At 72.6% G+C, this 24,836-nt stretch carries 24 protein-coding genes; 9 read left to right on the top strand and 15 right to left on the bottom strand.

Features of this window, described 5'->3' with window-relative positions:
- Window positions 1-127: 127 nt before the first annotated feature.
- A complete protein-coding gene (locus ACFYXA_RS22800; protein WP_352246463.1) occupies window positions 128-1,639 on the top strand; it encodes a CehA/McbA family metallohydrolase in 1,512 nt (503 codons plus the stop codon).
- 191 nt (window positions 1,640-1,830) lie between these two features.
- Here ACFYXA_RS22800 and ACFYXA_RS22795 read toward each other — a convergent pair whose 3' ends face one another.
- From ACFYXA_RS22795 to ACFYXA_RS22785, 3 genes are read right to left on the bottom strand one after another with little or no spacing between them, the layout of a single operon-like run.
- On the bottom strand, window positions 1,831-2,223 hold the full coding sequence (locus ACFYXA_RS22795; RefSeq protein ID WP_352246464.1) for a PIN domain-containing protein: 393 nt from the start codon (window positions 2,221-2,223) through the stop codon (window positions 1,831-1,833).
- Window positions 2,220-2,498: a hypothetical protein gene (locus ACFYXA_RS22790; RefSeq protein WP_389035620.1), complete on the bottom strand. Its 279-nt coding sequence runs from the start codon at window positions 2,496-2,498 to the stop codon at window positions 2,220-2,222. Before ACFYXA_RS22790 ends, ACFYXA_RS22795 begins: the two co-directional genes overlap by 4 nt.
- 24 nt (window positions 2,499-2,522) lie before the next feature.
- Entirely contained in the window at window positions 2,523-3,380 is an 858-nt protein-coding gene (locus ACFYXA_RS22785) for an endonuclease/exonuclease/phosphatase family protein (protein WP_389035617.1), read from the bottom strand.
- 45 nt (window positions 3,381-3,425) lie between these two features.
- On the opposite strand from ACFYXA_RS22785, the gene ACFYXA_RS22780 reads away from it, so the two are divergent.
- The gene (locus ACFYXA_RS22780; RefSeq protein ID WP_352246467.1) at window positions 3,426-3,656 is read left to right on the top strand and encodes a hypothetical protein; all 231 of its coding nucleotides are present in this window, start codon (window positions 3,426-3,428) and stop codon (window positions 3,654-3,656) included.
- A complete protein-coding gene (locus ACFYXA_RS22775; protein ID WP_352246468.1) occupies window positions 3,653-3,952 on the top strand; it encodes a type II toxin-antitoxin system PemK/MazF family toxin in 300 nt (99 codons plus the stop codon). Before ACFYXA_RS22780 ends, ACFYXA_RS22775 begins: the two co-directional genes overlap by 4 nt.
- A gap of 16 nt (window positions 3,953-3,968) precedes the next feature.
- Here ACFYXA_RS22775 and ACFYXA_RS22770 read toward each other — a convergent pair whose 3' ends face one another.
- From ACFYXA_RS22770 to ACFYXA_RS22745, 6 genes are all read right to left on the bottom strand, one after another.
- On the bottom strand, window positions 3,969-5,459 hold the full coding sequence (locus ACFYXA_RS22770; protein ID WP_389035611.1) for an aldehyde dehydrogenase family protein: 1,491 nt from the start codon (window positions 5,457-5,459) through the stop codon (window positions 3,969-3,971).
- Window positions 5,456-7,186 carry an amidohydrolase family protein gene (locus ACFYXA_RS22765; protein ID WP_389035608.1) on the bottom strand — a complete coding sequence of 577 codons (1,731 nt, stop codon included), beginning with the start codon at window positions 7,184-7,186 and terminating at the stop codon, window positions 5,456-5,458. The genes ACFYXA_RS22770 and ACFYXA_RS22765 overlap by 4 nt, the downstream gene beginning before the upstream one ends.
- Window positions 7,187-7,310: 124 nt before the next feature.
- A complete protein-coding gene (locus tag ACFYXA_RS22760; protein ID WP_351091494.1) occupies window positions 7,311-8,429 on the bottom strand; it encodes an LLM class flavin-dependent oxidoreductase in 1,119 nt (372 codons plus the stop codon).
- 123 nt (window positions 8,430-8,552) lie between these two features.
- A complete protein-coding gene (locus ACFYXA_RS22755; protein WP_389035604.1) occupies window positions 8,553-9,323 on the bottom strand; it encodes an SDR family NAD(P)-dependent oxidoreductase in 771 nt (256 codons plus the stop codon).
- A gap of 9 nt (window positions 9,324-9,332) precedes the next feature.
- On the bottom strand, window positions 9,333-10,289 hold the full coding sequence (locus tag ACFYXA_RS22750) for a TIGR03619 family F420-dependent LLM class oxidoreductase (protein WP_389035601.1): 957 nt from the start codon (window positions 10,287-10,289) through the stop codon (window positions 9,333-9,335).
- Window positions 10,286-11,539 (bottom strand): amidohydrolase family protein, encoded by a 1,254-nt coding sequence (locus ACFYXA_RS22745; RefSeq protein ID WP_389035598.1) that lies wholly within the window; start codon window positions 11,537-11,539, stop codon window positions 10,286-10,288. Before ACFYXA_RS22745 ends, ACFYXA_RS22750 begins: the two co-directional genes overlap by 4 nt.
- Window positions 11,540-11,780: 241 nt before the next feature.
- On the opposite strand from ACFYXA_RS22745, the gene ACFYXA_RS22740 reads away from it, so the two are divergent.
- Together ACFYXA_RS22740 and ACFYXA_RS22735 are read left to right on the top strand one after the other, a co-directional pair.
- Window positions 11,781-14,753, top strand: a complete 2,973-nt coding sequence (locus ACFYXA_RS22740; protein WP_389035595.1) for a BTAD domain-containing putative transcriptional regulator — start codon at window positions 11,781-11,783, stop codon at window positions 14,751-14,753.
- A gap of 203 nt (window positions 14,754-14,956) precedes the next feature.
- Window positions 14,957-15,247: a hypothetical protein gene (locus ACFYXA_RS22735; RefSeq protein WP_352246476.1), complete on the top strand. Its 291-nt coding sequence runs from the start codon at window positions 14,957-14,959 to the stop codon at window positions 15,245-15,247.
- A gap of 67 nt (window positions 15,248-15,314) precedes the next feature.
- Here ACFYXA_RS22735 and ACFYXA_RS22730 read toward each other — a convergent pair whose 3' ends face one another.
- Genes ACFYXA_RS22730 through ACFYXA_RS22720 form a run of 3 tightly spaced genes read right to left on the bottom strand, consistent with a single transcriptional unit; the run spans window position 15,315 to window position 17,687 of the window.
- Entirely contained in the window at window positions 15,315-15,713 is a 399-nt protein-coding gene (locus tag ACFYXA_RS22730; protein ID WP_389035590.1) for a type II toxin-antitoxin system VapC family toxin, read from the bottom strand.
- A complete protein-coding gene (locus ACFYXA_RS22725) occupies window positions 15,713-16,009 on the bottom strand; it encodes a hypothetical protein (protein ID WP_389035587.1) in 297 nt (98 codons plus the stop codon). Before ACFYXA_RS22725 ends, ACFYXA_RS22730 begins: the two co-directional genes overlap by 1 nt.
- A 55-nt stretch (window positions 16,010-16,064) precedes the next feature.
- Window positions 16,065-17,687, bottom strand: a complete 1,623-nt coding sequence (locus tag ACFYXA_RS22720; protein WP_389035584.1) for a FadD3 family acyl-CoA ligase — start codon at window positions 17,685-17,687, stop codon at window positions 16,065-16,067.
- Between the two features lie 96 nt (window positions 17,688-17,783).
- Between ACFYXA_RS22720 and ACFYXA_RS22715 the strand changes: the two genes are divergently transcribed.
- Genes ACFYXA_RS22715 through ACFYXA_RS22705 form a run of 3 tightly spaced genes read left to right on the top strand, consistent with a single transcriptional unit; the run spans window position 17,784 to window position 20,138 of the window.
- Window positions 17,784-18,941, top strand: coding sequence for a lipid-transfer protein (locus ACFYXA_RS22715; RefSeq protein WP_389035581.1), 1,158 nt, complete (start codon window positions 17,784-17,786; stop codon window positions 18,939-18,941).
- A gap of 10 nt (window positions 18,942-18,951) precedes the next feature.
- Window positions 18,952-19,368 carry an OB-fold domain-containing protein gene (locus tag ACFYXA_RS22710; RefSeq protein ID WP_352246481.1) on the top strand — a complete coding sequence of 139 codons (417 nt, stop codon included), beginning with the start codon at window positions 18,952-18,954 and terminating at the stop codon, window positions 19,366-19,368.
- Window positions 19,365-20,138: an enoyl-CoA hydratase/isomerase family protein gene (locus tag ACFYXA_RS22705; protein ID WP_389035577.1), complete on the top strand. Its 774-nt coding sequence runs from the start codon at window positions 19,365-19,367 to the stop codon at window positions 20,136-20,138. Before ACFYXA_RS22710 ends, ACFYXA_RS22705 begins: the two co-directional genes overlap by 4 nt.
- 10 nt (window positions 20,139-20,148) lie before the next feature.
- On the opposite strand, the gene ACFYXA_RS22700 is transcribed toward ACFYXA_RS22705, so the two are convergent.
- Window positions 20,149-22,482: a PQQ-binding-like beta-propeller repeat protein gene (locus tag ACFYXA_RS22700; protein ID WP_389035575.1), complete on the bottom strand. Its 2,334-nt coding sequence runs from the start codon at window positions 22,480-22,482 to the stop codon at window positions 20,149-20,151.
- Between the two features lie 204 nt (window positions 22,483-22,686).
- On the bottom strand, window positions 22,687-23,430 hold the full coding sequence (locus tag ACFYXA_RS22695; RefSeq protein ID WP_352246484.1) for a VOC family protein: 744 nt from the start codon (window positions 23,428-23,430) through the stop codon (window positions 22,687-22,689).
- A 122-nt stretch (window positions 23,431-23,552) separates the two neighbouring features.
- On the opposite strand from ACFYXA_RS22695, the gene ACFYXA_RS22690 reads away from it, so the two are divergent.
- The gene (locus tag ACFYXA_RS22690; protein ID WP_351091517.1) at window positions 23,553-24,200 is read left to right on the top strand and encodes a TetR family transcriptional regulator; all 648 of its coding nucleotides are present in this window, start codon (window positions 23,553-23,555) and stop codon (window positions 24,198-24,200) included.
- 167 nt (window positions 24,201-24,367) lie between these two features.
- Here the strand turns inward: ACFYXA_RS22690 and ACFYXA_RS22685 are convergent, their stop codons facing one another.
- On the bottom strand, window positions 24,368-24,820 hold the full coding sequence (locus tag ACFYXA_RS22685) for an Lrp/AsnC family transcriptional regulator (protein WP_130442156.1): 453 nt from the start codon (window positions 24,818-24,820) through the stop codon (window positions 24,368-24,370).
- Between the last annotated feature and the right edge of the window lie 16 nt (window positions 24,821-24,836).

The raw sequence follows: 24,836 nt of genomic DNA, 5'->3' as shown, positions 1-24,836 counted from the left end.
GCAAGGAGCCACTGTCCATACCGACCGGTCGGCATCAGAGAGTGGGGCGGCACGCTCCGCTCTCCCGCCGCCCGTCGATTCCCTTCCCGTCGTGGGGAGTTCACGTCCGCCGGGAACGGTTGCAGGCATGTGCCAAGACGACGCAGGGCTCGGAAGACGCGCGCTTTTCGTGACGGGTGCCGCCGCCGCGCTTACGCTCTCAGGCGTGAGCTTCGCCTCGGCCGCCGACGGTCATGAGCAGCAGACGAGGACTGTACGGGGCACGCTTCCCGCCGGTTCCCCCGACTTCGTGTATGTCCCCGTCGACGTCCCGCCGGGAGTGCGGGAGTTCAGGGTGTCGTACACCTACGACCGTCCCGCCGTCCCCGCCGGCACGCCCGGCAACGCGCTCGACGTCGGCGTCTTCGACGAGCGGGGCACGGAGCTCGGCGGAGAGGGCTTCCGGGGCTGGTCGGGAGGCGCCCGCACGGAGTTCTTCGTCCGGGCGGACGAGGCGACGCCCGGGTATGTCGCCGGACCGGTGCGCGAGGGCACGTGGCATGTGGCGCTGGGCCCCTACACGGTGGCGCCGCAGGGCCTGGCGTACGAGCTGACGATCACGCTGACCTTCGGCGAGCGGGGCGAGACCCCCCGGCCGGTGTACCCGCCGGAGCGGGCGCGGGGCCGGGGGCGAGCCTGGTACCGGGGCGACTGCCATCTGCACTCCTGGCACTCCGACGGCCGCCGCACACCCGGCGAGATCGCCGCGCTGGCCCGGGCGGCGGGACTGGACTTCGTCAACACCTCGGAGCACAACACCCATGCGGGGCACGGCGCCTGGGCGGACGCGGCCGGCGACGACCTGCTGGTCCTGCTGGGCGAGGAGGTCACCACGCGCAACGGCCACGTCCTCGCCCTGGGCACGGATCCCGGCACCTTCGTCGACTGGCGTTACCGGGCCCGCGACAACCGCTTCGGCCGGTTCGCCCGCCGGATCAGACGGGCGGGCGGCCTGGTCGTCCCGGCCCACCCGCACGCCACGTGTGTCGGCTGCGGCTGGCGGTTCGGGTTCGGGGAGGCGGACGCGGTGGAGGTGTGGAACGGGCCGTACACGCCGGACGACGAGGTGGCGCTGGCCGACTGGGACGCGATGCTGGCGGCGGGGGCCCGGGAGGGCCGTAAGGACTGGATCCCGGCGATGGGCAACAGCGACGCGCACCGGGACCCGGATCCGGTGGGGTCGCCGCAGACGGTGGTCCTGGCCGAAGACCTGACCCGCGACGACATCCTGGCGGGCATCCGCGCCGGGCGGTCGTACGTCGCCGAGTCGAGCAGGGTGTCGCTGACGTTCACCGCGACGGACGGCCGGGGCGAACGGGCGGGCATCGGGGAGCGGCTGAAGGCGGACCGGGAAGCGCCGGTGACCGTCCGCCTGGAGGTGCGCGGCGCGCCCCGCTGCACGGTCCGTTTCGTGACCGACCAGGGCGTCCTGTTCACGAGCGCTCCGCTGCCGGTGGCGGGCGCGGGGGTCGTGGAGTGGCGTACGACGCCTTCGTACGCGGCGTACGTACGGGCCGAGGTACGGCACGAGGTGGCGGCGGGGCCGGTGCCGGGGGCGTTGGCGGCGTTCACGAATCCGGTCTTCCTGGGACGGAACTGAAGCATCCCTCTGACGGGAAAAGGGGCAGCACCTCCTGCTCGTCGTCCCGGTCCGCGAGGACCTGGAGACGGACGCGTCCAGCGGCGCGGAGCTGCCCCGGATGCGCGAGGTCATAGACGCCGACCGGCCGAAGGCGGCCACGACGAAGTGCCCACGCCACTGGCGAGAGACACCGGACTGAGACGGCCACGTCAGACCTTGATCACACGAACACCCGGGCCGCCCAGCATCAGCAGGTCCTCGGGGTCCGAGGTCAGGATGGTCACGGGCGCGGGTGACGTGACTGCGGTGGCTACGACGATGGCGTCGAGGGCGTGTTTGTGGCCATGGAGTCCGGCTGCGGCGAGGAGCTTGCTGGCGTGGCGGGCGATGGCTTCGCTGGGTGGGACGACGTTGACGCGCGAGACGGCGTAATCGAACCGGGCCTGGTTGATTTTGGGGTCGCGGGCTTCGACGAGGGTGACGGAGCTGATGATGACGCGGATGTCCTCGGCCTCGGCGGCAGCCAACCACTCGGTGAGTTCGGGTGTGCGGCGTACGAGTTTGGACAGGCCCTCACAGTCCAGGACGAGGGTGCCGCTCACGCGGCGTCCGCCGAGCCGGCCGCGTCGCCACGCAGGAGCGCCCGCTTGGCATCGATCGCAGCCTGGTCGACGGGGCCGTGCTCGGCTTCGGCGTCCTCGATGAGTTCACGCAGCCGGTCGCGCTCCAGCTGCCGCTGGATGAGGCCTTCAACGTAGGCGGACATACCGCGTTTGCCGGTGCGCGCCTTGAGTGCAGCGATAGTGCCTTCGTGGAGGGAGACGGAGACCGGGCGGACGGGACCTTCACCGGGGGCAGGGTCGGGGACGGTAACCATGGGGCCATATTAACAAAACTCTTGTTAATGAGCGGGGCGCTTGTACGGATCGCCGCTTGGCGGGGTGTCCGCCGCCAGGTCCGCGACCACCGCCGCGTGGTCCGAGGGCCACACGCCGTCGACGGGGCCGTGGCCGGCGCGGCGGACGGCGCGGATGTGGCCCTCGCCCGAGGGGCCCGGTAGGCCGACGTGGATGTAGTCGATGCGGGCGGGGGGTTCCAGGAGGCGGGCCGCGTAGGGGTTCTCGGGGGTCCAGGTGGCGGAGGGGGCCGTCGGGTCGGCGTACTCCCAGGCGTCGTACAGGACTTGGCCGGGCACCGCGGGCTCGGTCTTGTAGCCGCCGAAGAGGCGCACCGCGTCGGAGTCCGGCACGGCGTTGAAGTCGCCGGTGACCACGGGCGGGAAGGGGGTGTCGCCGCGATGGCGGGCGACGAACTCGGCGAGTGCGGTGACCTGTTGGCGGCGTACGGCCGCGGCCGCCGGGGCCGAGGAGAGGTGGGCGGTGAAGAACGGGACGTCGTGGGCGGGGGTGGCGAGGCGGGCGTACAGGGCGGTGCGGCCGTCGGCGAGGTCGGCAGGCGCGGGCAGTTCGAGCACCTCCCGCTCGACCACCGGCCAGCGGCTCAGCACCGCGTTGCCGACGTCGACGGACGCGTCCCCGATCCGGCGCCGCCAGCGCCCGGGGGACGGGGACGGGCCCCAGGCCCAGTGCAGGCCCAGTTCGCGGGCGAGCCACTCCGCCTGGTTCTCACCGCCGGAGGCCCACACCTCCTGCAGTCCGACCACGTCGGGACGCAGGTCGCGCAGCACGGACAGGATCGCCTTCTGCCGCGCCTCCCACGGCCCGAAGCGCCACCACAGGTTCCAGGTCACGACCCGCATCGACAGCCTCCGCTCCACGGCACATGAGCATCGTATGATGGCTGCATGACGATTAACATGACGATGAGCCTGCCAGACGATGTGGCGGCATTCGTGAAGGCCAAGGGCAACGCCTCCGCCTACACGGCGCGCATACTGCGTCAGCAGATGCTCGCCGAGGAACTACAGAGGTCGGCGCGGGTGCGCGCCGAAGCCGACATCACGCCCACGGTCGCAGAGCCCGGTGAGCATGAAGAGGCCACGCTGGAGCGGTGGGGCCGGGTGGCGGGGCGATGAGGCGCGGGCACGTCTACGAACTGCGCTTCGCCGGTGGGCCGGCACACGTCCTGGTGGTCTCCTCCGATGTCCTCAACGACCAGCATAAGTCGGCGACCTGCGTGTTGATCTACCCGCAGCAGGTGCGCGAGGCCACACTGGTGGACATCCCCGTGAGCTCCCCCTCCTCCGGCACCATCGTGCTGGGTGAGTTCCGGACGCTGGCCGCCACCCGCTTCACCAATGACCTGGGCCCTGTGGAGGAGCGGGTGATGGAGGCGGTCGAGATCGGGCTTCGCGCCGTTCTCGATCTATGACCGCCGGCAGCGGTTCTCACCCCGGCCAGACGATCGCCTGAACCTCGCTGTACGCGTGCAGGGCGTAGGAGCCGACGTCGCGGCCGACTCCGCTCTTCTTGAAGCCGCCGAAGGGGGCTTCCATGTTGCGGGCGACCGTGTTGACGCCGACGCCGCCGGCGCGGAGGCGGCGGGCGACGCGGAAGGCCTTCGCCACGTCGGCGGACCAGACGTAGTCGATCAGGCCGTAGTCGCTGTCGTTGGCCAGGGCCACCCCCTCCTCCTCGTCGTCGAAGGGGATCACCACGACCACCGGGCCGAAGATCTCCTCCCGGGCGACCCGCATGTCATTCGTGCAGTCGGCCAGGAGGGTCGGGGCGACGTAGAAGCCGCGTGCCAGCGGCGGGCGTTCACCGCCGGTGACGACCACCGCGCCCTCCTTGCGGCCCAGTTCGACATACGACTCCACCCGGTCGCGGTGGGCGGCGGAGATCAACGGGCCGACGACGGTGTCCGGTTCGCTCGGGTCGCCCACCTTCAGCCGGCCCGCGTACGCCGCCAGACCCTCCACCAGCCGGTCGTACACGCCCCGTTGGGCCAGGACGCGGGTCGGGGCTGTGCAGATCTGGCCGCTGTAGAAGGAGAAGGTGGTGCCGATCCCGGCCACCGCCGACCTGACGTCCGCGTCGTCGAGGACGAGCGCCGCGCCCTTGCCGCCCAGCTCCATCAACTGCCGCTTCATGCAACGCCCGCACTCCTCGGCGATGCGCTGCCCGACCGCCGTGGAACCGGTGAAGCTCACCATGTCGACGTCCGGCGAGGACACCGCCGTCTCACCGACCTCCACCGCGCGGCCGGAGACGACGTTCACCACGCCCCTCGGCACACCCGCCGCCTCCAGCGCCTCCGCCATGCGGTACACGGACAGCGGGTCCTGCGGGGCCGGCTTCACCACCACCGTGTTGCCCATGGCCAGCGCCGGAGCGACCTTGCCCGCCGGGTTCGCCCACGGGTTGTTGTACGAGGTGACGCAGGTGACGACGCCGACCGGCTGGCGTACGGCCAGCGCGCCCGTGATGCCGGACTTCCCCATCGGGCCGGCCTCGTTGATCTGCGGCGGGATCGCCCACTCGGCGGGCTCCACGCGCGCGTACCGGCGGAAGCGGGCCGCCCCGACGCCCACCTGCATCGCCCGCGCGGTCCCCGTCGTCGCGCCCGTCTCCGCGCGGGCCAGTTCGGTGTACGGCCCGAGGTGGCCGCGGATGAAGTCCGCGGCCCGGGCCAGCACCGCCGCCCGCTCCTCGGGCGCCGTCCGCGACCAGGGGCCGAAGGCCTCGCGGGCCGCCGCGCAGGCCGCGAGCACCTGCTCCCGCGATGCCTCCGGAGCCCATCCGACCCTCTCCTCGGTCGCCGGGTCGGTCACCGCGTAGTGACCGCCGTCCGGTTCGACCCACGCACCGCCGACGAACAGCCGCTGCCCGTCGCCCACTCGGTCCCCGCCGGCGGCCGGCCCGGATCCCCGGCTCACTTCGTCGCCACCGTCCGTGTGTCGCGGCCCGAGCGCAGCACCCGGCCCGGCACCGCCCCGGTCACCACGTCGTCGCGGATCGCGGCGACCCCGTTGACCCACACCGCCCGCACGCCCAGCGCCTTGGAGTCCAGCCGTGGGCTGTCTCCCGGCAGGTCGTGCACCAGGGTGGCCGTGCCCGCGTCGATCCGCTCCGGGTCGAACAGGACCAGGTCGGCATGGAAGCCCTCCTCGATCCGGCCCCGCTCCCGCAGGCCGAACAGCCGCGCGGGGTCGTCGGTGAGCATCTTCACCGCCTGTTCCAGGCCGACGAGCCGGCGTCCGCGCAGACAGTCTCCGAGGAACCGGGTCGTGTACGGCGCCCCGCACATGCGGTCCAGGTGCGCGCCCGCGTCGGAGCCGCCCAGCAGCACGTCCTCGTGCTGCCAGGTCTCCGCTCTGAGCGCCCACGACGCCGGGTCGTTGTCCGTCGGCATCGGCCACAGCACCGTGCGCAGCCCGTCGGCGGCGCAGATCTCCACCAGGCAGGCGAACGGGTCCAGGCCGCGTTCCGCCGCGATGTCGCGCACCACCCGGCCGCTCAAGCCCCGGTTCGCCTCGCTGTAGGTGTCGCCGATGACGTACCGCCCGAAGTCGGCAAGCCGCCGGAAGACGCCCGCCTCCTTGGAGTCGGCGCGCCGCAGCATCTCGGCCCGGACGGCCGGGTCACGGAGCTTCTCGATCCGCTCCGGGACCGGCAGCGCGAGGACCGGCCCCCAGCCGGGGATGAGGTTGAGGGCGCAGAAGGTGCCCAGGGACATGTTCATCGGGGTGAGGATCGGCATGGTCAGGGCCACCACCCGGCCCCCGGCCTTCCGCGCCCGCTCGCTCGCCGCCAGCTGCCGGGGCACCCGCTCCGGCACGGCCGCGTCGACGGTGAGGACGTTCCAGTTCAGGGGGCGTCCGGCCGTCGCGCTCATCTCGACGAACAGGTCGATCTCGGCGTCGCTGAACTGGTCGAGGCAGCCCGCGACGATCGCCTCGATCTGGGTGCCCTCGTGCTCCCCGACGGCGCGTGCCAGCGCGAGCAGTTCCCGGGGGCGGGCGTGCCGGGAGGCGACCGGCTGTCCGTCGCCGTCGGAGTGGGTGGAGGACTGGGTGGTGGAGAAGCCCCATGCGCCGGCGTCCATCGCCTCGTGCAACAGCCGGACGATCGCGTCGAGTTGTTCCTCGCTGGGCTGTCCTCCGATCGCGTCCGGCCCCATCACGTACCGCCGCAGCGCGCAATGCCCCACCATGAAACCGGCGTTGACGGCGATCCGGCCCTCCAGCGCGTCCAGGTACTCTCCGAAGGAGTGCCAGTTCCAGGGCGCGCCCTCCTCCAGCGCGACCAGCGACATGCCCTCGACCTTGGACATCATGCGGCGTGTGTAGTCGGCGTCGCCGGGCCGCTCCGGGTTGAGCGGCGCGAGGGTGAAGCCGCAGTTCCCGGCGGCGACCGTGGTGACCCCGTGGTTCAGCGAGGGCGTGGCGTAGGGGTCCCAGAACAGCTGGGCGTCGTAGTGGGTGTGCGGGTCGACGAACCCGGGGGCGAGGACGAGCCCGGAGGCGTCCTCGACGGACCTCGCCTCCTCGGTGACGTGGCCGATCACGGCGATGCGGCCGTCCCGTACGCCGACGTCGGCGACACGGGCGGGCGCGCCCGTCCCGTCGACGACGGTCGCCCCTTTGATGACGTGGTCGAGCATGGGGGTGACTCCTTCGAGTGCGTGAGGATGCCTGCCTGGGGGCGCGGGGCTGTACCGATCTGCGGCTCCGCCGCGTGGGCGCGGCCAGCCACGACGCACCCGCACCCTCACCCGCCGACGGCGATCACGCGGCGGCCCGGAACCGCGAGGTGCGGTGCACGGGATCGGTGTCGATCTTCGGGATCACGTGCTCCCCGATCAGCCGGATCGTCTGCAGCGTCTCCTCCTTCGGCACCCCGACGGGCAGTCCGAAGGACAACTGGTCGGCGCCCGCCTGCTCCCACCGCTTGCACTGGCGCAGCACCTCGTCCGGGTCCCCGCAGATCAGCAGCTCCTCCTCCACCAGCAGCTCCACGAACTCCGGGGTGTACTCGGGCAGCGTCTCGGGCCACTCCGGGAAGCCCTCGGGCCGCGGGAAGGTGTCGTGGTAGCGGAAGACCAGCGAGGGCAGGTAGTGCAGCCCGCCGGAGGCGGCGATCCGGATCGCCTCGTCGTGGGTGGGCGCGCAGATCGCGGTCGTCGTCACCATCACGTTGTCGTTGACGAAGTCCCCGACCGGCTCGGCGTTCACGATCGCCGTCTTGTACTGCTCCAGCACCCACTCCATGTCGGAGACCTTCTGGATGCTGAAGCCGAGCACGCCGAGGCCCTTGCGGGCGGCCATCGCGTACGAGGGCGGGGAGCCGGCCGCGTACCACATCGCCGGGTGGGACGAGCCGTACGGCTTGGGCAGGACCTTCCTCGGCGGGAGCTGCCAGTGCTTGCCCTGGAAGCCGGCGTACTCGTCCTGGAGCCACATCTTGGGGAACTCGGCGATGGTCTCTTCCCAGATCTCCTTGGTGTAGTTCATGTCGGTCACGCCCGGGATGAACCCGAGGATCTCGTGGGAGCCGGCCCCGCGTCCGCTGCCGAACTCGAAGCGTCCCTCGGAGAGGTGGTCGAGCATGGCCACCTTCTCGGCGACCTTCACGGGGTGGTTGACCTGGGCCAGCGGGTTGAAGATGCCCGAGCCGAGGTGGATGCGGTCGGTCGCGTGCGCGAGATAGCCGAGGAAGACGTCGTTGGCGGAGAGGTGGGAGTACTCCTCCAGGAAGTGGTGCTCGGATGCCCAGGCGTACTTGAAGCCGGACTTGTCCGCCTGGATGACGTACTCGGTCTCCTCCATCAGCGCCTTGTGCTCGGCCAGCGGGTCGGTCTCCGCGCGCTTGCCGACGTATCCCTGTACAAAGAGCCCGAATTCCAAGGAGGTTCACCGTCCCCAGGTCACCGATTCCTTTTCTGACGACTCGTCAGATCAGCTTGCCGCCGACTGTGGCACCGCCCCCTCGCACCGTCAATAGCCGCACCACCACGAGCTGACTGACCGTCAGATGATGCTGACCCCGGCCAGCCATCCCCCATCGATGACGAAGGGCTGCCCGGTGATGTAGGAGGAGTCGTCGGAGGTGAGGAACAGCGCCAGCCGGGCCACCTCCTCCGGGCGGCCGATGCGGCCCAGCGGCACGAGCTTGCGGTACAGCCCGTCGAGTGCCTTGGCGGTCTCCTCGGCGTCCGCGGCCGGGTCCAGGGCGGCCGGGTTCGACATCGGCGTGTCGATGGCCCCGGGGCACATCGCGTTGACGCGGATGCCGCGCGGGGCCAGTTCCAGGGCGGCGACCCGGGTGAGCCCGACGATCGCGTGCTTGGTCGCCGCGTACGCGCCCACGGCCGCCATCCCGGTCAGTCCGGTGTAGGAGGCCGTGTTCACGATGGTGCCGCCGTCGGCCATGGCCGGGGCCACCGTCCGCACCCCCAGGAAGCAGCCGACCTGGTTGACCCGGACGACCTCCATGAACTCCTCGAGGGGCGTGTCGGTGAGGGAGTTGAACCGCAGGATGCCGGCGTTGTTGACGAGGCCGTCGACCCGGCCGTACGCCTGCTGCGCGGTGTCGAGCGCGTGCCGCCAGCTGTCCTCCTCGCGCACGTCGAGGTGCGCGTACAGCGCCCCGATCTCGTCGGCCAGGGCCTGCCCCTGCTCGTCGAGGACGTCGGCGACGACGACCCGCGCGCCCTCCGCCGCGAACAGCCGCGCCTCCTGCTCGCCCTGCCCGCGCGCGCCGCCGGTGACGAGCACGACACGTCCGTCCAGCTTGCCCATGGTGTCTCCTCAGGGGTGTGCGGCGATGCCGGGCCGGGGGCCGGCGTCGAGGTGCGGGGCCACGTCGGCTCCGAACGCCTCGATCTGGTCGGTCAGTTCGGTGCGGGAGCGGCAGCGGAAGCGGACCTGGATCTGGTCCACGCCCATCGCGCGGTACTCCCGCAGGGAGTCGGCGAGCTCCCGCGGCGGGCCGGTGAGGGTGCGGCGGCCCACGTCCCAGGCGGGCGTGCCGACGTAGAGGGGCTCGGTGATGGCCCCCACGGTGAACGGGGCGTCAAGGCCCGCGCCCGCCCGCAGGGAGCGGAGGCGCTCGATCTGCGCGGGCAGCCGGTCGCGCGGGTCCCCCTGCGGCAGCCAGCCGTCGCCCCTGAGGGCGGCGCGGCGCACGGCGGCCGGGGAGGAGCCGCCGACCCAGAGGGGCACGCGCGGCTGGGCGGGCCGGGGGCGCTGGCCCAGCCCTTCGAAGTCGTACGCCTTTCCGTGGTGGACGGGGTACTCCTCGGGACCGAGCGCCGACCTGAGCGCGTCGACGCACTCGTCCAGGACGGCCCCGCGGCTCGTGAAGTCGACGCCGAGCGCCTCGAACTCCTCCGGTACGTGCCCCGCGCCGACGCCGAGGATCAGCCGGCCGCCGCTGAGGTGGTCGAGGGTGGCGTACTGCTTGGCGGTGACCAGCGGGTGCCGCAGGCCGACGATCGCGACATGGCTGAGCAGCCGGACGCGTTCGGTGACGGCGGCGAGGTGGGCGAGGGTGGCCACCGGGTCGTACCAGATCGTGCCCATCGTGGACGCGAGCCGGCGCGGCACGGCGACATGGTCGCAGCAGGCGACGTAGGAGAATCCTGCGCGGTCGGCGGCGCGGGCGACGGCGACCAGGTCGGCGGGCCCGGCGTCGGCCTCCCAGCGCTCGGCGTACAGGGCGGACTGGGACTGGACGGGCAGCTGGATGCCGTAGGCGAGGCTCACCGGGCGCCGCCCGGCCACAGACCGTCCCGCGTCAGGCCCAGCAGGTCGATCGCGTTGCCCCGGACGATCCGTTCGACGACCTGGGGGTCCAGGTGGCCCATCTGCGCCTCGCCGACCTCACGCGACTTCGGCCAGGTGGAGTCGGAGTGCGGGTAGTCGGTCTCGTACAGCACGTTCTGGACGCCGATCGCGTCCAGGTTCCTCAGTCCGAACGCGTCGTCGAAGAAGCAGCCGTACACGTGCTCGGCGAACAGCTCCGACGGCGGGCGGTGGACCTTGTCGGCGACGCCTCCCCAGCCGCGGTTCTCCTCCCAGACGACGTCGGCGCGCTCCAGGATGTAGGGGATCCAGCCGATCTGTCCTTCCGCGTACATCACCTTGAGGCCCGGGAAGCGTTCGAACTTGCCGCTCATCAGCCAGTCGACCATCGAGAAACAGCAGTTGGCGAAGGTGATGGTGGAGCCGACGGCGGGCGGGGCGTCGGCGGAGGTCGACGGCATACGGCTGGAGGAGCCGATGTGCATGGCGACGACGGTGCCGGTCTCGTCGCAGGCGGCGAGGAACGGGTCCCAGTCGTCGGTGTGGACGGAGGGCAGCCCGAGGTGCGGGGGTATCTCGGAGAAGGCGACCGCGCGGACCCCGCGCGCGGCGTTGCGGCGGACCTCGGCGGCGGCCAGCTCGGCGTCCCACAGCGGGATGAGGGTGAGCGGGATCAGCCGGCCGCGCGCCTGCGGGCCGCACCACTCCTCCACCATCCAGTCGTTGTAGGCGCGCACGCACAGCAGGCCGAGCTCGTGGTCGGCGGCCTCGGTGAAGGTCTGGCCGCAGAAGCGCGGGAAGGTGGGGAAGCAGACGGCTGACTGGACGTGGTTGACGTCCATGTCGGCGAGGCGGGAGGGGACGTCGTAGGAGCCGGGGCGCATCTGTTCGTAGGTGATGACCTCCAGCTTGATCTCGTCCCGGCTGAAGCCGACGGCGGTGTCGAGGCGGGTGAGGGGGCGGTGCAGGTCCTCGTAGACCCACCAGTCGCCGACGGGGCCGTCGTCCCCCGGCGCGCCCATGACGGGCGCGAAGCGGCCGCCGAGGAAGGTCATCTCCTTCAGCGGGGCGCGCACGACGCGGGGTCCGGTGTCCAGGTACCGCTTGGGGAGGCGGTCCTGCCAGACGGCGGGGGGTTCGACGGTGTGGTCGTCGACGGAGATGATCCGCGGGAAGCTCTCGTCGGTCGCCAAGGTCTCCGATGTCTCCATGGGGGCACGGTAGCGCCGATCTGACGGTCCGTCAGTAACGGTGTGCGAGACGGTTTCGTACGCGTTCATGAGCGGTGACAGCGCGCGGCGGGGCCGGTTCGCGGGCCTTCGTGTGCGGAGGATGTGTCACGGCTGTGTCGCTTCCGTGTGCCGGTCCGCGATCGGCGTCGCCCCCGGCTGACGGTTCCGGCACGGACAGGGCAAACTGACCTGGTCGGTCATGATGCCTAGGGGGACCCCGATGAACGAGGGTGTACCGCGCGCACCGGAGCCAAGACGCCCCGGCTCCTCGGAGGAGCCCGCGGCGCTGCGCTTCGACGTGCTGGGTCCGGTGCGGGCCTGGCGCGGCGATCAGCCGCTGGCGACCGGATCTCCTCAGCAACGCGCGCTGCTCGCCGCCCTGTTGCTGCGCGAGGGACGTACGGCGACGGCCGCCGAGCTGATCGACGCGCTGTGGGGCGAGGAACCGCCGTCGCAGGCGCTGGCGGCGGTGCGGACGTACGCCTCCCGGCTGCGCAAGGCGCTGGACCCCGGCGTTCTGGTGAGCGAGTCGGGCGGGTACGCGGTGCGCGCTCCGGCCGACGGCTCGCTGGACCTGACGGCAGCTCAGGAACTGTCCGCCGAGGCGGAGAAGGCGCGCGGGGCCGGGGATCTGCGGCAGGCGCGGGAGACCTTGAACCGGGCGCTGGCGCTGTGGGACGGCGAGGCGCTGGCCGGGGTGCCGGGCCCGTACGCGGAGGCGCAGCGCGTCCGCCTGGAGGAGTGGCGGCTCCAACTCCTCGAAAGCCGGCTCGACATGGACCTGGAGCAGGGCTGCCACGCGGAGGCGGTCTCGGAGCTGACCGCGCTGACGGCGGCGCATCCGCTGCGCGAACGCTTCCGTGAGCTGCTGATGCTGGCGCTGTACCGCAGCGGCCGGCAGGCGGAGGCGCTCGCGGTGTACGCGGACACGCGGCGGCTGCTCGCCGAGGAGCTGGGTGTGGATCCGCGGCCCGGCCTGCGTGAGCTGCAGCGCCGTATCCTCCAGGCGGATCCGGAGCTGGCGGAGCCGTCGGCCGCGACTGAGGCGGCGGTGGTGCGGGTGCGGCCCGCGCAACTCCCGGCCACGGTGCCGGACTTCACGGGCCGGGCGGCCTTCGTGACCGAGCTGAGCGAGGTGCTGGCGGGGGCGTCGGGGCCGCAGGGCGGCGGTGAGGGCCGGGTGATGGCCGTGTCGGCGCTGGCGGGCATCGGGGGCGTCGGCAAGACGACGCTGGCCGTGCACGTCGCCCACCAGGCCCGGTCCGCCTTCCCCGACGGGCAGTTGTACGTCGACCTCCAGGGCGCGGGAGGTCGGGCGGCCGAGCCGGTGACCGTTCTCGGCGCCTTCCTGCGGGCCCTCGGCACGGCGGACTCGGCGGTGCCCGACTCCCTGGAGGAGCGGGCGGCGCTGTACCGGTCGGTGCTGGACGGGCGGCGGGTGCTGGTCCTGCTGGACAACGCCAAGGACGCGGCGCAGGTGCGTCCGCTGCTGCCGGGCACGGAAGGGTGCGCGGCCCTCGTGACCTCCCGGGTGCGGATGGTGGGGCTCGCGGGCGCGCATCTGGTCGACCTGGACGTGATGTCCCCCGACGAGGCGCTGTCGCTGTTCACGAAGATCGTGGGCGAGGAGCGGGTGGCGGCGGAGCGGGAGGCCGCGCTGGACGTCGTCGCGGCCTGCGGCTTCCTGCCGTTGGCGATCCGTATCGCCGCGTCGCGGCTCGCCGCCCGCCGCACGTGGACGGTGTCCGTCCTCGCGGCGAAGCTCGCCGACGAGCGGCGGCGGCTGGACGAGCTCCAGGCCGGCGACCTCGCGGTCAAGGCGACCTTCGAACTCGGCTACGGCCAGCTGGAGCCGGCCCAGGCGCGTGCCTTCCGGCTGCTGGGCCTGGCGGACGGCCCCGACATCTCCCTGCCGGCTGCGGCGGCCGTCCTCGACCTGGCGCAGGAGGACGCCGAGGACCTGCTGGAGTCCCTCGTCGACACCTCCCTGCTGGAGTCGGCGGCCCCCGGACGCTACCGCTTCCACGACCTGGTCCGCCTCTACGCGCGTGCATGCGCGGAACGGGACGAACAGCCGCCCGGCGAGCGGAAGGCGGCGATGTCCCGCCTCCTGGACTTCTACCTGGCGACGACGTCGGGCGTCTACGCCATCGAGCGGCCCGGAGACCGGCTGGTGGACCATCTGGCGGGGACGGAGTACCCGGGGCTGCGCTTCGCCGAGGCCGCCGCCGCGCTGGACTGGCTGTACAGGGAGGCGGACTGCCTGCTCGCCTGCGTGCGCCAGTCGCTCGGCGACGAACGGCTGCGGCGGGCCACGGACCTGCTGTGGGCCGCCAAGGACCTCGCGGAGTCGGGGGCCAACGCCCGTGACTACGAGGTGTCGGCGGCGGCCGCCCGCGAGGCCGCGCGCGCCGTGGGCGATCCGCGCACGGAGGGCCGGGCCCGGATGGCCATCACCAACGTGCACCTCGTCGCCGGCCGGTTCACGCAGGCCGACGAAGAGGCCGCCCAGGTCATGGAGTTGACGCGCGTCACCCGGGATCCGCTGCCGAGCGGCTGCACCCCGAACGACCGCGGGATCATCGCCCTGTACCAGGGCCGCCACCGTGACGGCGAGGCCCTCCTGAACGAGGCCATCGCCAACTACCGGGCCGACGGCAACCGGCCGGGCGAGGCCAGCGCGCTGTGCAACATGTCGCGGATCCTCCTGGCCACCGGCCGCACCTCGGGCGCCGTGGCGCTGGCCCGGGAGGGCGTCGCCATCTACGACAGGCTGGGGCACTCCCTGCGGGGCGCGAACGCCCGCTACGCGCTGGGCCTCGCGCTGACGCAGGCCGCTCAGCTGGAGGAGGCCGTCAGCTGCCTCGACGACGCGCTGGAGGTGTTCCGGGAGTGCCGCCAGCGGCTCTGGGAGGGCATGACCCTCTTCCGCACGGCCGAGGTCCATCTCGCCGCGCGCCGGTCCGCGCAGGCGGCGGCCATGGCCGAGCACTCCCTCTCCGTGCTGCGGGGCATCGGGGGCGAGTGGCGGCGCGCGAACGTGCTGACAGTGCTCGGGCGCAGCCTGCGGGGGCTCGGGCAGTCGGATCGGGCGCGGGCCTGCTGGCAGGAGGCGCTCGCCGTCTTCGAGCAACTCGGCTCGCCGGAGACCGAGGAGGTCCGGGCGCTGCTGGCCCCCGTCCCGGCGGCCTGAGAAGGCCCTGGTCCGGCGCATTCATCGTTCGTTTATCGCCGTCCGGCAGGCTCGTCCCACGTCGATCCGGCGCGTCGGGGGGCAGGCGGGTCGATGTCGGTCCCCACCACTAGGGTGGGCGCCCCGAACGCCCGTCCAGCGACCCGCGGGGGAGTCGCTGGACGGGCTTCACGGACCTCGTCCCGTCCTTTAGGAGTCACATCATGAGCGAGCAGCACAACAGCGAGGCGCAGGCCGCCGCCAAGCCGGCGGAGAACCACGCCACGGGCGAGAAGCCGGCCGTCACCACGCTGGAGAACCACGCCACGGGCGGCGTCGCCGACGTCCGCACCCTTGAGAACCACGCTACCGGCGGTGTCGCCGACGTCCGCACGATGGAGAACCACGCCACGGGCGGCGTCGCCGACGTGCGCACCCTTGAGAACCACGCCACCGGCGGCGTCGCCGACGTCCGCAAGATGGAGAACCACGCCACCACTGAGCGCGCCGAGTAGGCGCCCCGACGGGGGAGTTCGGCCGCGGTGGCGGGGAGGGGACGCCACCGCGGCCGACGTGTGTCCGTCAGAGCGCGATCACTCGGACCCGCTCATCACACAGCTTGGTCATGTCGTCCTCGTCGGAGGTGTAGAGCACGACGTCCCCCTCCAGTTGTCCGGCGATCACCGCGAGCGCCGCATCCATCGCGTACTTGTGGCCATGCAACCCGGTGTTCCTGAGCAACGCGATCGCCCGCTGGGCCACTTCGTGCGTGACCGGCTCGACAGCGACGCGGGACATGGCCCACGCCCAGGCACCATGCTGCACCTGTCCGTGATACGCCTCGATCAGGGTCATGGAACTGGTGACGACACGGATGCCCGACCGGTGAGCGTCCTTGATCCGCGCGAGCATGAGGCGCTCGCCGCGCACAGTTCTCGAGAGCCCCTCGCTGTCCAGGACGTAGCAGAGGGCGGACGTCATCAGCCTGCCTTCCGGTACGGCTCACGAGCACCTTCGTCGCGGGCCGCGCCGCTTTTGCGAGCGGTGAAGTACCGCTCGTGTTCACGTCGCTCCACCTCGGCTGCCGCGAGCTCGTCCTCTGCGAGAGGACCGTGCTCACTCTCGAGCCACTCCACCAGCTCCCCCAGCCGGTCCCGCTCCCGCTGGTGTTCTATGGCCCGCGTGACGTAGGCGCTGAAGGCCCCCGGCCCGACCTCCCGCCGGATCTCCTCGGCGAGTTCCTCAGGCAGCGTCACGGTGTACTTCTTGGTTGCCATACCAGGAACCATACCACCGGCGAGGCCACGATCATCACCCAGCGTGTTCCAATGGTCACTCTGCTCGTACGGGCGGCCGGGTGCCCTCCCGTAGCTCTCCCTTGACCACCTTCCCGCTCGCGTTGCGTGGCAGGTCCCGTACGAACTCGACCGCTCTGGGCACCTTGTAGTTCGCCATCTCCCTGCGGGACCAGGCGATCAGGTCGTCGGCGGTCAGCTGTGCGCCGGGGCGGCGGACCACGTAGGCCTTGCCCACCTCGCCGAGGCGGGCGTCCGGGACGCCGATCACCGCCACGTCGGCCACGTCGGGGTGCAGGCCCAGGAGTTGCTCGATCTCCGCCGGATAGGCGTTGAAGCCGCCGACGATGAACATGTCCTTGATGCGGTCGGTGATACGCAGGTTGCCCTCGGCGTCCAGGACGCCCACGTCGCCGGTGCGCAGCCAGCCGTCCTCGTCCAGCACCTCCGCCGTGGCCGCCGCGTCCTCGTAGTAGCCGCGCATGACGTTGAAGCCGCGGACCAGGACCTCCCCCGGGAACCCGGGACCGAGCACCGCGCCCTCGGCGGAGACCACCCGCACCTGGGTGCCCGGGATCGCCCGGCCGGACGTCGAGGCGATCACCGCCGGCTCGTCGCCCCGGCGGCACATCGTGACGATGCCGCTCGCCTCGGACAGGCCGTACGCCGTGAGCACGGTGGACACGCCCAGCTCGCCCCGCAGCCGTTCCACCAGCCGCAGCGGCACCACCGCCGCACCGGTCACCACCAGTCGCAGCGCCGAGAGGTCGTAGGCGTCACGGGACGGGTGGTCCAGCAGGGACTGGTGGAGGGTCGGCGGGCCGGGCAGCACCGACACCCGCTCCGACGCGACGTTCGCCAGCACCGTCTCCACGTTGAACACCGACTGCGGGATCATCGTCGCGCCCCGCGTCAGACAGGCGATGACGCCCGCCTTGTAGCCGAAGGTGTGGAAGAAGGGGTTGACGACGAGGTAGCGGTCGCCCCGGCGCAATCCGGCCAGCTCGGACCAGATGTCGTACGCCCGCAGCGTCTGCGCGTGGGTGATCACCGCGCCCTTGGGGCGGCCGGTCGTGCCGGAGGTGAAGACGATGTCCGAGGGCCAGTGGCCGGCCACCGCCCCCGCCCTCGACCGGACCTCGGCCGCGCCCACCCCCTCCCCGCCCGCGAGGAAGTCCTTCCAGGTGCGGAAGCCGACGGGCGCGTCCTGGGACAGCACCACCACCTCGCGCAGCGCAGGCAGCCCGGGCAGCGGCCCCTCCCCCGGCCCCTCACCGGCCGCCCGCCGCAGCGACGCCACGTACGAGGTCCCGAGGAACGTGCCGGTCACGAACAGCAGTCGCGCGCCGCTGCGCCGGAGCACATCGGCCGCCTCGCCGCCCTTGAACCGCGTGTTCAGGGGGACGAGGACCGCGCCCGCCGACACCGCTCCGAGCGCCGCGACCATCCAGTCCAGGGAGTTGGGCGCCCAGATCGCCACCCGGTCGCCCGGCTCCACCCCGTTCTCCAGGCAGGCCGCCGCCGCACGCTCCACGCGGGCGCCCAGCTCGGCGTAGGAGACGCGCGTACGCCCCTCCACCACCGCCTCGGTGTCCGCGAACCGCACCGCGGCCCACCGGACCAGCTCCGGGATCGTCTCCCACTCCACGTCACGGCCCATGACGCCTCCCCGGCAAGGTAGCTGACTGACCGTCAGATTAGCTGTAACCTGACGGTCTGTCAGCTCCGTCCGTCCCTGTCGCGGAGGTGTGCGCGCATGCCCGGAGCACCAGGAATCAAGGACGCCACCGCCGTCGTCGGCATCGGCCAGACGTCCTTCGCCAAGCGCCTCCCCGAGGACGAGAAGACGCTCGCCTGCCGCGCCGTCGTCGCAGCTCTCGACGACGCCGGGATCGCCCCCGGCGAGGTCGACGCGCTCGCCTCCTACACCATGGAGGAGACCGACGAGGTGGAGCTCGCGAAGGCCGTCGGCTTCGGGGACCTCACCTACTTCTCCCGCGTCCCCTACGGCGGCGGCGGCTCCTGCGCCACCGTCGCCCACCTCGCCGCCGCCATCGCCGCCGGACAGGCGACGGTCGGGGTCGCGTGGCGGTCGCGGAAGCGGGGCAGCGGGCCCCGCCCGTGGACCAACACCGCCGTCCAACTCCCCACGCCCGCACAGTGGACGCGGCCCTACGGGCTGCTGCGGCCCGTCGACGAGATCGCCATGCTCGCCCGCCGTTACATGCACGAGTACGGCACGACCCGCGACCACCTCTTCAACGTCGCGCTGGCCTGCCGCAACCGCGCCAACCAGAACCCCGCCGCGGTCATGTACGAGCGGCCCCTCACCCGGGAGTCGTACATGACCTCCCGTTGGATCAGCGAGCCCCTGTGCCTCTACGACAACTGCCTCGAGACGGACGGGGCGTTGGCGTGCGTGGTGGTGAGCCGTGAGCGCGCCCAGGACTGCCGGCAGCGGCCCGTTTACGTGCACTCCGCCGCGCAGGGGCTGCCCGCCCAGCACCACGGCATGGTCAACTACTGGAACGACGACCCGCTCACCGGCCCCGCCTGGGCCGCCGCCCGACACCTTTGGAAACACGCCGACTTCACCCCGCAGGACGTCGATGTCGCCCAGATCTACGACGCGTTCACCCCGCTCGTCCCGCTGTCCCTGGAGGGGTACGGCTTCTGCGGCCGGGGCGAGGGCGGCGCGTTCACCGAGGGCGGCGCGCTGGAGACCGGCGGACGGCTGCCCGTCAACACCGGCGGGGGCGGGCTGTCCGAGGCGTACGTCCACGGCTTCAACCTCATCAACGAGGGCGTCAAGCAGCTCCGCGGGACCAGCACCGCCCAGGTCCCCGGCGCCGCCACCTGCCTCGTCACCGCGGGCGAGGGGGTCCCGACCTCCGCGCTGCTGCTCAGGAACTGAGGAGTCCGAGATGCTCGAACCGGTCGTCGACACCGACGGCGCCCCCTTCTGGGACCACGCCGCCCGCGGCGAACTGCGCGTCCAGGCCTGCGCGGACTGCGGCGAGCCCCGCTTCCCGCCCCGCCCCTGCTGCCCGCACTGCCAGTCCTTCGCGAGCCGATGGCGGCGCACCGACGGACGCGGGCGCCTGTGGTCGTTCGTCGTCCCGCACCCGCCGCTGCTGCCCGACTACGCCGCCCACGCCCCGTACAACGTCGTCGTGGTGGAGCTGGCCGAGGCGCCGAGGATCCGGCTGGTCGGCAACCTGGTGACCGAACCCGGGGCGCCGCTGGACTCGTTCGACCCGGCCCGGTTGCGCATCGGCGCCCGGGTGCGGGCCGTCTTCCCCGAGGGCGGCCTGCCCCAGTGGGTCCTGGAGCGGCCGTGAGCGTGCGGCTGTCCCGCGACGGGGACACCGGCGTCGCCGTCGTCACCCTCGACCGGCCGGACCGGCTCAACGCCATCGACCTCGACATGGCCGGGCGGCTGCGCGAGGTGTGGCGGGAGCTGCGGTTCGACGACTCGGTGCGCGCGGTCGTCCTCACGGGCGCGGGCCGGCGGGCGTTCTGCAGTGGCATCGACCGGGACGCCGTCGTGCCCCAGCCCGCCTCGCCGTACATGCAGGACGATCCGCTGCTCACCGTCGGCCCGAAGGCCAACGACCTGTGGAAGCCGGTCCTCGGCGCGGTGGAGGGCATGGCGTGCGGCGGCGCGTTCTACCTGCTCGGCGAGTGCGAGTTCCTCGTCGCCGGCGCCGACGCGGTCTTCTTCGACCCGCACACCACGTACGGGATGGTCAGCGCGTACGAGTCGGCGCTGATGGCGCAGCGGATGCCGTACGGGGAGGTCGCCCGGATGACGCTCATGGGCGCCGCCGAACGCCTCTCCGCGCGCCGCGCCCACGACATCGGCCTGGTCTCCGAACTCACCGAGCCGGGCGAGGCGTTGCCCACGACGCTGACCCACGCGGCGACCCTCGCCGGCCTGCCGCCCACCGCCGTCCAGGGCACGGTGAGGGCTCTCTGGGCGACCCGGGCCCCGTCCCGTGCCGCGGCCTTCGCCGAGGCCCCCCACCTCATCACCCTGGGCAACCTGCCCCCGGAGCGTCAGGCGGAGCTGTTCACGGGCCGCCGGGCCGGGGGGTACCGGGTGCGGTGAGCGGGCCGGGTCAGGTCGTCCGCGCCGTGCCCGTGCCCTTCTCCGCGTCCAGGGCGTAGACGCAGCGGTCCTTGCTGCAGGCGTAGACGACTCCGTCGCGGACGACCGGGGAGCCGGTGATCTCGCCGCCGGTGGCGAGCTTCCAGCGCAGGCGGCCGTCGTCGGCCTTGAGGGTGTACAGGAGGTGGTCGGTGGAGCCGAAGTGGATGCGCCCCTCGGCGACCGCGGGGGCGCCCACGATGTCGCCGCCCGCCTGGAAGCGCCACTTGGGCGTTCCCGTGACCGCGTCGAGGGTGTAGAGGCCCTTGCCGCTGCCGACGTGGACGTGACCGCCGGCGACCAGCACCGGGTCGATGGAGGAGCGGGCCTCGGTGGCGATGCGCCAGCGGTCGCGGCCGTCGGCGGCGTCGAGGGCGTAGACCGTGCCGAGGTAGTCGGCGAGGTACACGCCGCCGCCGGTCACCGCCGGGCCGGGCACGAACGCGGGCGGGGACAGGAAGACCGCCGGGGCCTCGAAGTGCCAGCGCACCATCCCGCTCGCCACGTCGACGGCGAGGACGCGGGTGCCGGCGGAGAGGTAGACGTAGCCGTCGGGGGCGGCCGTGACCCGGACGGGGACGCCGCCGCAGGACGCCATGTCGCCGATGGGGTACGACCAGCGCTCGTCGCCCGTGCGGGCGTCCAGGGCGCGCAGCCGGGCGTCCTGCCAGACGTAGACGGTGCCGTCGTGCAGGGCGGGGCCGGCCTCCGGTGACTCGAAGTCGCTCTGGCAGCCGGTCACCTCCCACAGCTTCTGGCCGGTGGAGGCCTCCCAGGCCTGGACGCCGCCGCCGCGGGTGCCGGTGACGACGGTGCCCCGCTCGGCCTTGAGGCAGTACACCCAGCCGTCCGTCGGCAGCCGCCACAGGTCGGTGCCCTCACGGGCGTCGAGGGCGAACAGGGTGGGGCCGTCGGAGGCGTGGACGCGGCCGTCGGCGACCGCCGTGGACCAGGCCACGTCCCGCGTCTTGAAGCGCCGCCGCCCGGTCGCCACGTCCAGCGCGTGCACCTCGAAGGAGGTGACGTAGACGAGGTCGCCGGCGACGGACGGGGTGCCCCACACGTCGTTGGACATGCGGAAACGCCAGGGGCGCCAGCCGGCCGGGGTCTCCGGCGGCGCGGACGGGGCGGCCGGCAGGGCGGCCGGGTCGGCGCCGTTGACGCCGGGGCGGGGGCGCGACCAGGAGGCGACCAGGCCGGGCTCGGGCAGGGGTGCCTTGACGGCGGCGGTGGCGCGGACGTCGGCGACGCGCGGCCCGGGGCCGATCGGCACGGCGGCGCCCGGCAGCCGGACCGGGCCGGTGCCGGGGGCGGCCGTCGCGGGGCGGGAGAGGACGACCGGGTCGTGCGAGGGCGGCGGCGGGGGCGGCAGGGCCGGCCGGGCGGGGCTGGGCGCCGGTTTCGCCGGGCGGCCCCCGCGGCGCGTCTCGATGAGGGCGACCGCCTTCTCGGGCAGCCACGCCGACGCCGTGCCGCTGTCGTCGGATCCCGAGCCGAAGAGATGCGGGGCGAGCTGGGCTTGCAGGTCGGCGGGGTTGGGGCGGCCCGTGGCGTCCATCTGCATACAGGAGTCGATCAGCGGGCGCAGCTCGTCCGGGAGCCCGTCGAGGTCGGGCTCCTCGCGCAGCAGCATGAAGACCGTCTCGACCGGGTTCGCCCCGTGGAACGGCGGGTGCCCGGTGGCCGCGAAGACCAGCATGGAGCCGAGCGAGAACACATCGCTCGCGCCGGTGACGCTGCGCGAGTCCTTCGCCTGCTCGGGGGACATGTACGCGGGCGTGCCGACCGCCACGTTCGTCATCGTCAAACGCGTGTTCGACACTCCGGAGGCGATACCGAAGTCGATCACCCGGGGGCCGTCCTCGACGACGAGGACGTTGGACGGCTTCAGGTCCCGGTGGACGAGCCCGGCGCCGTGGATGGACTGCAGCGCCTCGGCGACGCCCGCGGCCAGCCACCGCACCGCCTGGGCCGGCAGCGGCCCGCACTCGTTCACTATCTCCTCGAGGGAGGGCGCGGGAACGTAGGCGGTGGCCAGCCAGGGCACGGCCGCGCGCGGATCGGCGTCGACGACGGCGGCCGTGTAGAAGCCGGAGACCGCCCGCGCCGCCTCCACCTCGCGCGTGAAACGCACGCGGAAGAGCTGGTCCTCGGCGAGCTCGGTGCGGACCGTCTTGATCGCCACGCGCCGGCCCGAGGCCGACCGCGCGAGATAGACCAGCCCCATGCCGCCGGCCCCCAGCCGTCCCAGCACCTCGAACGGCCCGATCCGCCGCGGATCGTGCTGCGTCAGCTGATCCACCACTTGCCTGCCACCTCCCCGTACGAGCCACGCCACCCGTGTGTGTACGCGACCCCGTGCAGCCCATTTGTGTACGCGGCCCCGTGCAGCGTCTCACCACCGCACCGCCGTGGCGGCACGCACCCCGATTCTTCCTGGCCCGGCCACCGGTTGCGAACCCGGCGACAAACGGGGTGTCCAACGCCATTCCCGGGCAAAAGCTACAGCTCAGCGCTCCAGAACCGCGAACGACGCCCCTTGATTGTCGGTGACCACGGCCACCGTTCCGTACGACGCGGTGAACGGCCCCGCCTGCACCCGGCCGCCGAGCCGGGTCACCGCGCCGAGCGCCGCCTCGCAGTCCTCCACGCCGAAGTGGACGAGGAAGTGCGGCGGCATCATCTCGGAGAACACGTCGGTGACCGGCGCCCGCCCGAAGTCGGGTTCCGCGCCGGACCCGAACAACGCCTCGTGGAAGAGGTGCCCGTAGAAGGTGTTGGCCGTCCCGGTGTCACGGGCGTAGAGCTGCGCCCAGGCGAACGCGCCGGGCCGGTGCCGGACGCCGAACCCGCGGTGGACGCCGGGCTGCCACAGGCCGAAGACGGCGCCCTCCGGGTCGGCGGCGAGTGCGGCCCGGCCCAGGTCGTCGACCGGGTAGGGCGCCATGACCACCTGCCCGCCGGCCGCCTGCACCCGGCGCACGGTGGCCCCGGCGTCCGGCGTCGCGAAGTACACCGTCCACACGGTGGGCATACGGCCGTCCGTCTTGTGCGCGAGACCGGCGACGGGCTCGCCGTCCAGCCGGGCCCACACGGTGGCGCCGTACGCCGTACCGGGCTCCTGGAACTCCCACCCGAAGAGCTCGCCGTAGAACCGCTTGCCCGCGTCCACGTCGGGAAGCTGCGCGTCCACCCAGCAGGGGACGCCCTCCGTGACGCCCGCCGCGTCCACCGATGCCCTGTTTTCGGCCATGCTGCCAAACTAACCGCGCCGTCCGCGGGCCGCAGACCAGGCACACCCGCCCCTCGACCCCCTCGCACCCCATTTGCAGTCGGCCGAATAGCGCTCCGATCACCCCTCGGTAAGCTGACGGCATGACAGGACAAGTGCGTACCGTCGACGGCCGCGTGGCCGGTCGGCGCGGGCAGGCGACGCGGCAGAAGCTGCTCGACTGCCTCAGCGAGATGCTCAGCTCCTCCCCCTACCGGGACGTCAAGGTCATCGACGTCGCCCGGAGGGCGGGCACTTCGCCCGCGACGTTCTACCAGTACTTCCCCGACGTCGAGGGCGCCGTCCTCGAGATCGCCGAGCAAATGGCCGCCGAGGGAGCCGGGTTGACCGAGCTGCTCGAAGGACGGTCCTGGGTCGGCAAGGCGGGCTGGCAGACGGCCCAGGAACTCGTCGACGGCTTCCTGGAGTTCTGGCGGAAGAACGACGCCATCCTGCGCGTCGTCGACCTCGGCGCGGCCGAAGGCGACAAACGCTTCTACAAACTCCGTATGAAGATCCTCAACTCGGTGAACAACTCCCTTTCGGACGCCGTCGCCGAGTTGCAGGCCAAGGGCCGCGTCGACAAGGACGTGAACCCGGCCGCGATCGCGGGTTCGATCGTCGCGATGCTCGCGGCGGTCGCCTCGCACCAGAAGGGTTTCCAGAGCTGGGGCGTGAAGCAAGCCGAACTCAAGCCGAACCTCGCCCTGTTGGTGCACCTGGGCATCACCGGCAAGAAGCCGACGAAGTAGCGCCCTTGTAGCACTCCCGCATCGATGCCCCGAGTCCTGTCACGCAGGCGGTGGTCCACCCCGGTGGGCCACCGCCTGCGGCCGTGTGAGGAGGATGTGCGGTCCTGTGCGGTCCTCACCGGCGCCCGGCTCGAAGGTGTGCGAAAGTGCGCGCGCGGGCGCCCTGTTCACGCCGGCAGCGGGCGGTCCTTGACGACGTGCTTCATCACGAGCGTGGACGTCAGCCGCTGCACCCCCGGCAGGGTCGCCAGCCGCTCGTCGTACAGCCGCTGGAAGGCGGCGAGGTCGGCGGTGGCCACCCGGAGCAGGTAGTCGGGCTCGCCGAACAGCCGCTGCGCGTCCAGGACGTGCTCCACCTCGCCGACGGCCCGCTCGAACTCGGCGACGGTGTCCCGGTCCTCCTGCCGCATCGAGACGAAGACCAGCGCCTCGAAGCTCAGCCCCACCGCGGCCGGCTCCACCACCGCGCGGTACCGGCTGATCGCCCCCGACCGCTCCAGCTCCCGCAGTCGGCGGTGACAGGGCGAGACACTCAGCCGCACGCGCGCGGCCAGCTCCGTCACGGTCAGCCGCCCGTCCTGCTGCAGCTCGGCAAGAATCTTCCGGTCCACGTCGTCCATGCGGCAGATCTTTCTT

The organism is Streptomyces sp. NPDC002566, from assembly GCF_042889585.1.
Lineage (GTDB): Bacteria > Actinomycetota > Actinomycetes > Streptomycetales > Streptomycetaceae > Streptomyces.
This window is presented reverse-complemented; position numbering and strand designations above follow the sequence as displayed.

Excerpts from the sequence above, each read along its gene's own strand:
- ACFYXA_RS22800 (WP_352246463.1), top strand. The coding sequence starts at position 128 with ATGTGCCAAGACGACGCAGGGCTCGGAAGACGCGCGCTTTTCGTGACG.
- ACFYXA_RS22790 (WP_389035620.1), bottom strand. The coding sequence starts at position 2,498 with ATGGTTACCGTCCCCGACCCTGCCCCCGGTGAAGGTCCCGTCCGCCCG.
- ACFYXA_RS22785 (WP_389035617.1), bottom strand. The coding sequence starts at position 3,380 with ATGCGGGTCGTGACCTGGAACCTGTGGTGGCGCTTCGGGCCGTGGGAG.
- ACFYXA_RS22780 (WP_352246467.1), top strand. The coding sequence starts at position 3,426 with ATGACGATTAACATGACGATGAGCCTGCCAGACGATGTGGCGGCATTC.
- ACFYXA_RS22775 (WP_352246468.1), top strand. The coding sequence starts at position 3,653 with ATGAGGCGCGGGCACGTCTACGAACTGCGCTTCGCCGGTGGGCCGGCA.
- ACFYXA_RS22765 (WP_389035608.1), bottom strand. The coding sequence starts at position 7,186 with ATGCTCGACCACGTCATCAAAGGGGCGACCGTCGTCGACGGGACGGGC.
- ACFYXA_RS22755 (WP_389035604.1), bottom strand. The coding sequence starts at position 9,323 with ATGGGCAAGCTGGACGGACGTGTCGTGCTCGTCACCGGCGGCGCGCGC.
- ACFYXA_RS22745 (WP_389035598.1), bottom strand. The coding sequence starts at position 11,539 with ATGGAGACATCGGAGACCTTGGCGACCGACGAGAGCTTCCCGCGGATC.
- ACFYXA_RS22740 (WP_389035595.1), top strand. The coding sequence starts at position 11,781 with ATGAACGAGGGTGTACCGCGCGCACCGGAGCCAAGACGCCCCGGCTCC.
- ACFYXA_RS22735 (WP_352246476.1), top strand. The coding sequence starts at position 14,957 with ATGAGCGAGCAGCACAACAGCGAGGCGCAGGCCGCCGCCAAGCCGGCG.
- ACFYXA_RS22730 (WP_389035590.1), bottom strand. The coding sequence starts at position 15,713 with ATGACGTCCGCCCTCTGCTACGTCCTGGACAGCGAGGGGCTCTCGAGA.
- ACFYXA_RS22725 (WP_389035587.1), bottom strand. The coding sequence starts at position 16,009 with ATGGCAACCAAGAAGTACACCGTGACGCTGCCTGAGGAACTCGCCGAG.
- ACFYXA_RS22720 (WP_389035584.1), bottom strand. The coding sequence starts at position 17,687 with ATGGGCCGTGACGTGGAGTGGGAGACGATCCCGGAGCTGGTCCGGTGG.
- ACFYXA_RS22715 (WP_389035581.1), top strand. The coding sequence starts at position 17,784 with ATGCCCGGAGCACCAGGAATCAAGGACGCCACCGCCGTCGTCGGCATC.
- ACFYXA_RS22710 (WP_352246481.1), top strand. The coding sequence starts at position 18,952 with ATGCTCGAACCGGTCGTCGACACCGACGGCGCCCCCTTCTGGGACCAC.
- ACFYXA_RS22695 (WP_352246484.1), bottom strand. The coding sequence starts at position 23,430 with ATGGCCGAAAACAGGGCATCGGTGGACGCGGCGGGCGTCACGGAGGGC.
- ACFYXA_RS22690 (WP_351091517.1), top strand. The coding sequence starts at position 23,553 with ATGACAGGACAAGTGCGTACCGTCGACGGCCGCGTGGCCGGTCGGCGC.
- ACFYXA_RS22685 (WP_130442156.1), bottom strand. The coding sequence starts at position 24,820 with ATGGACGACGTGGACCGGAAGATTCTTGCCGAGCTGCAGCAGGACGGG.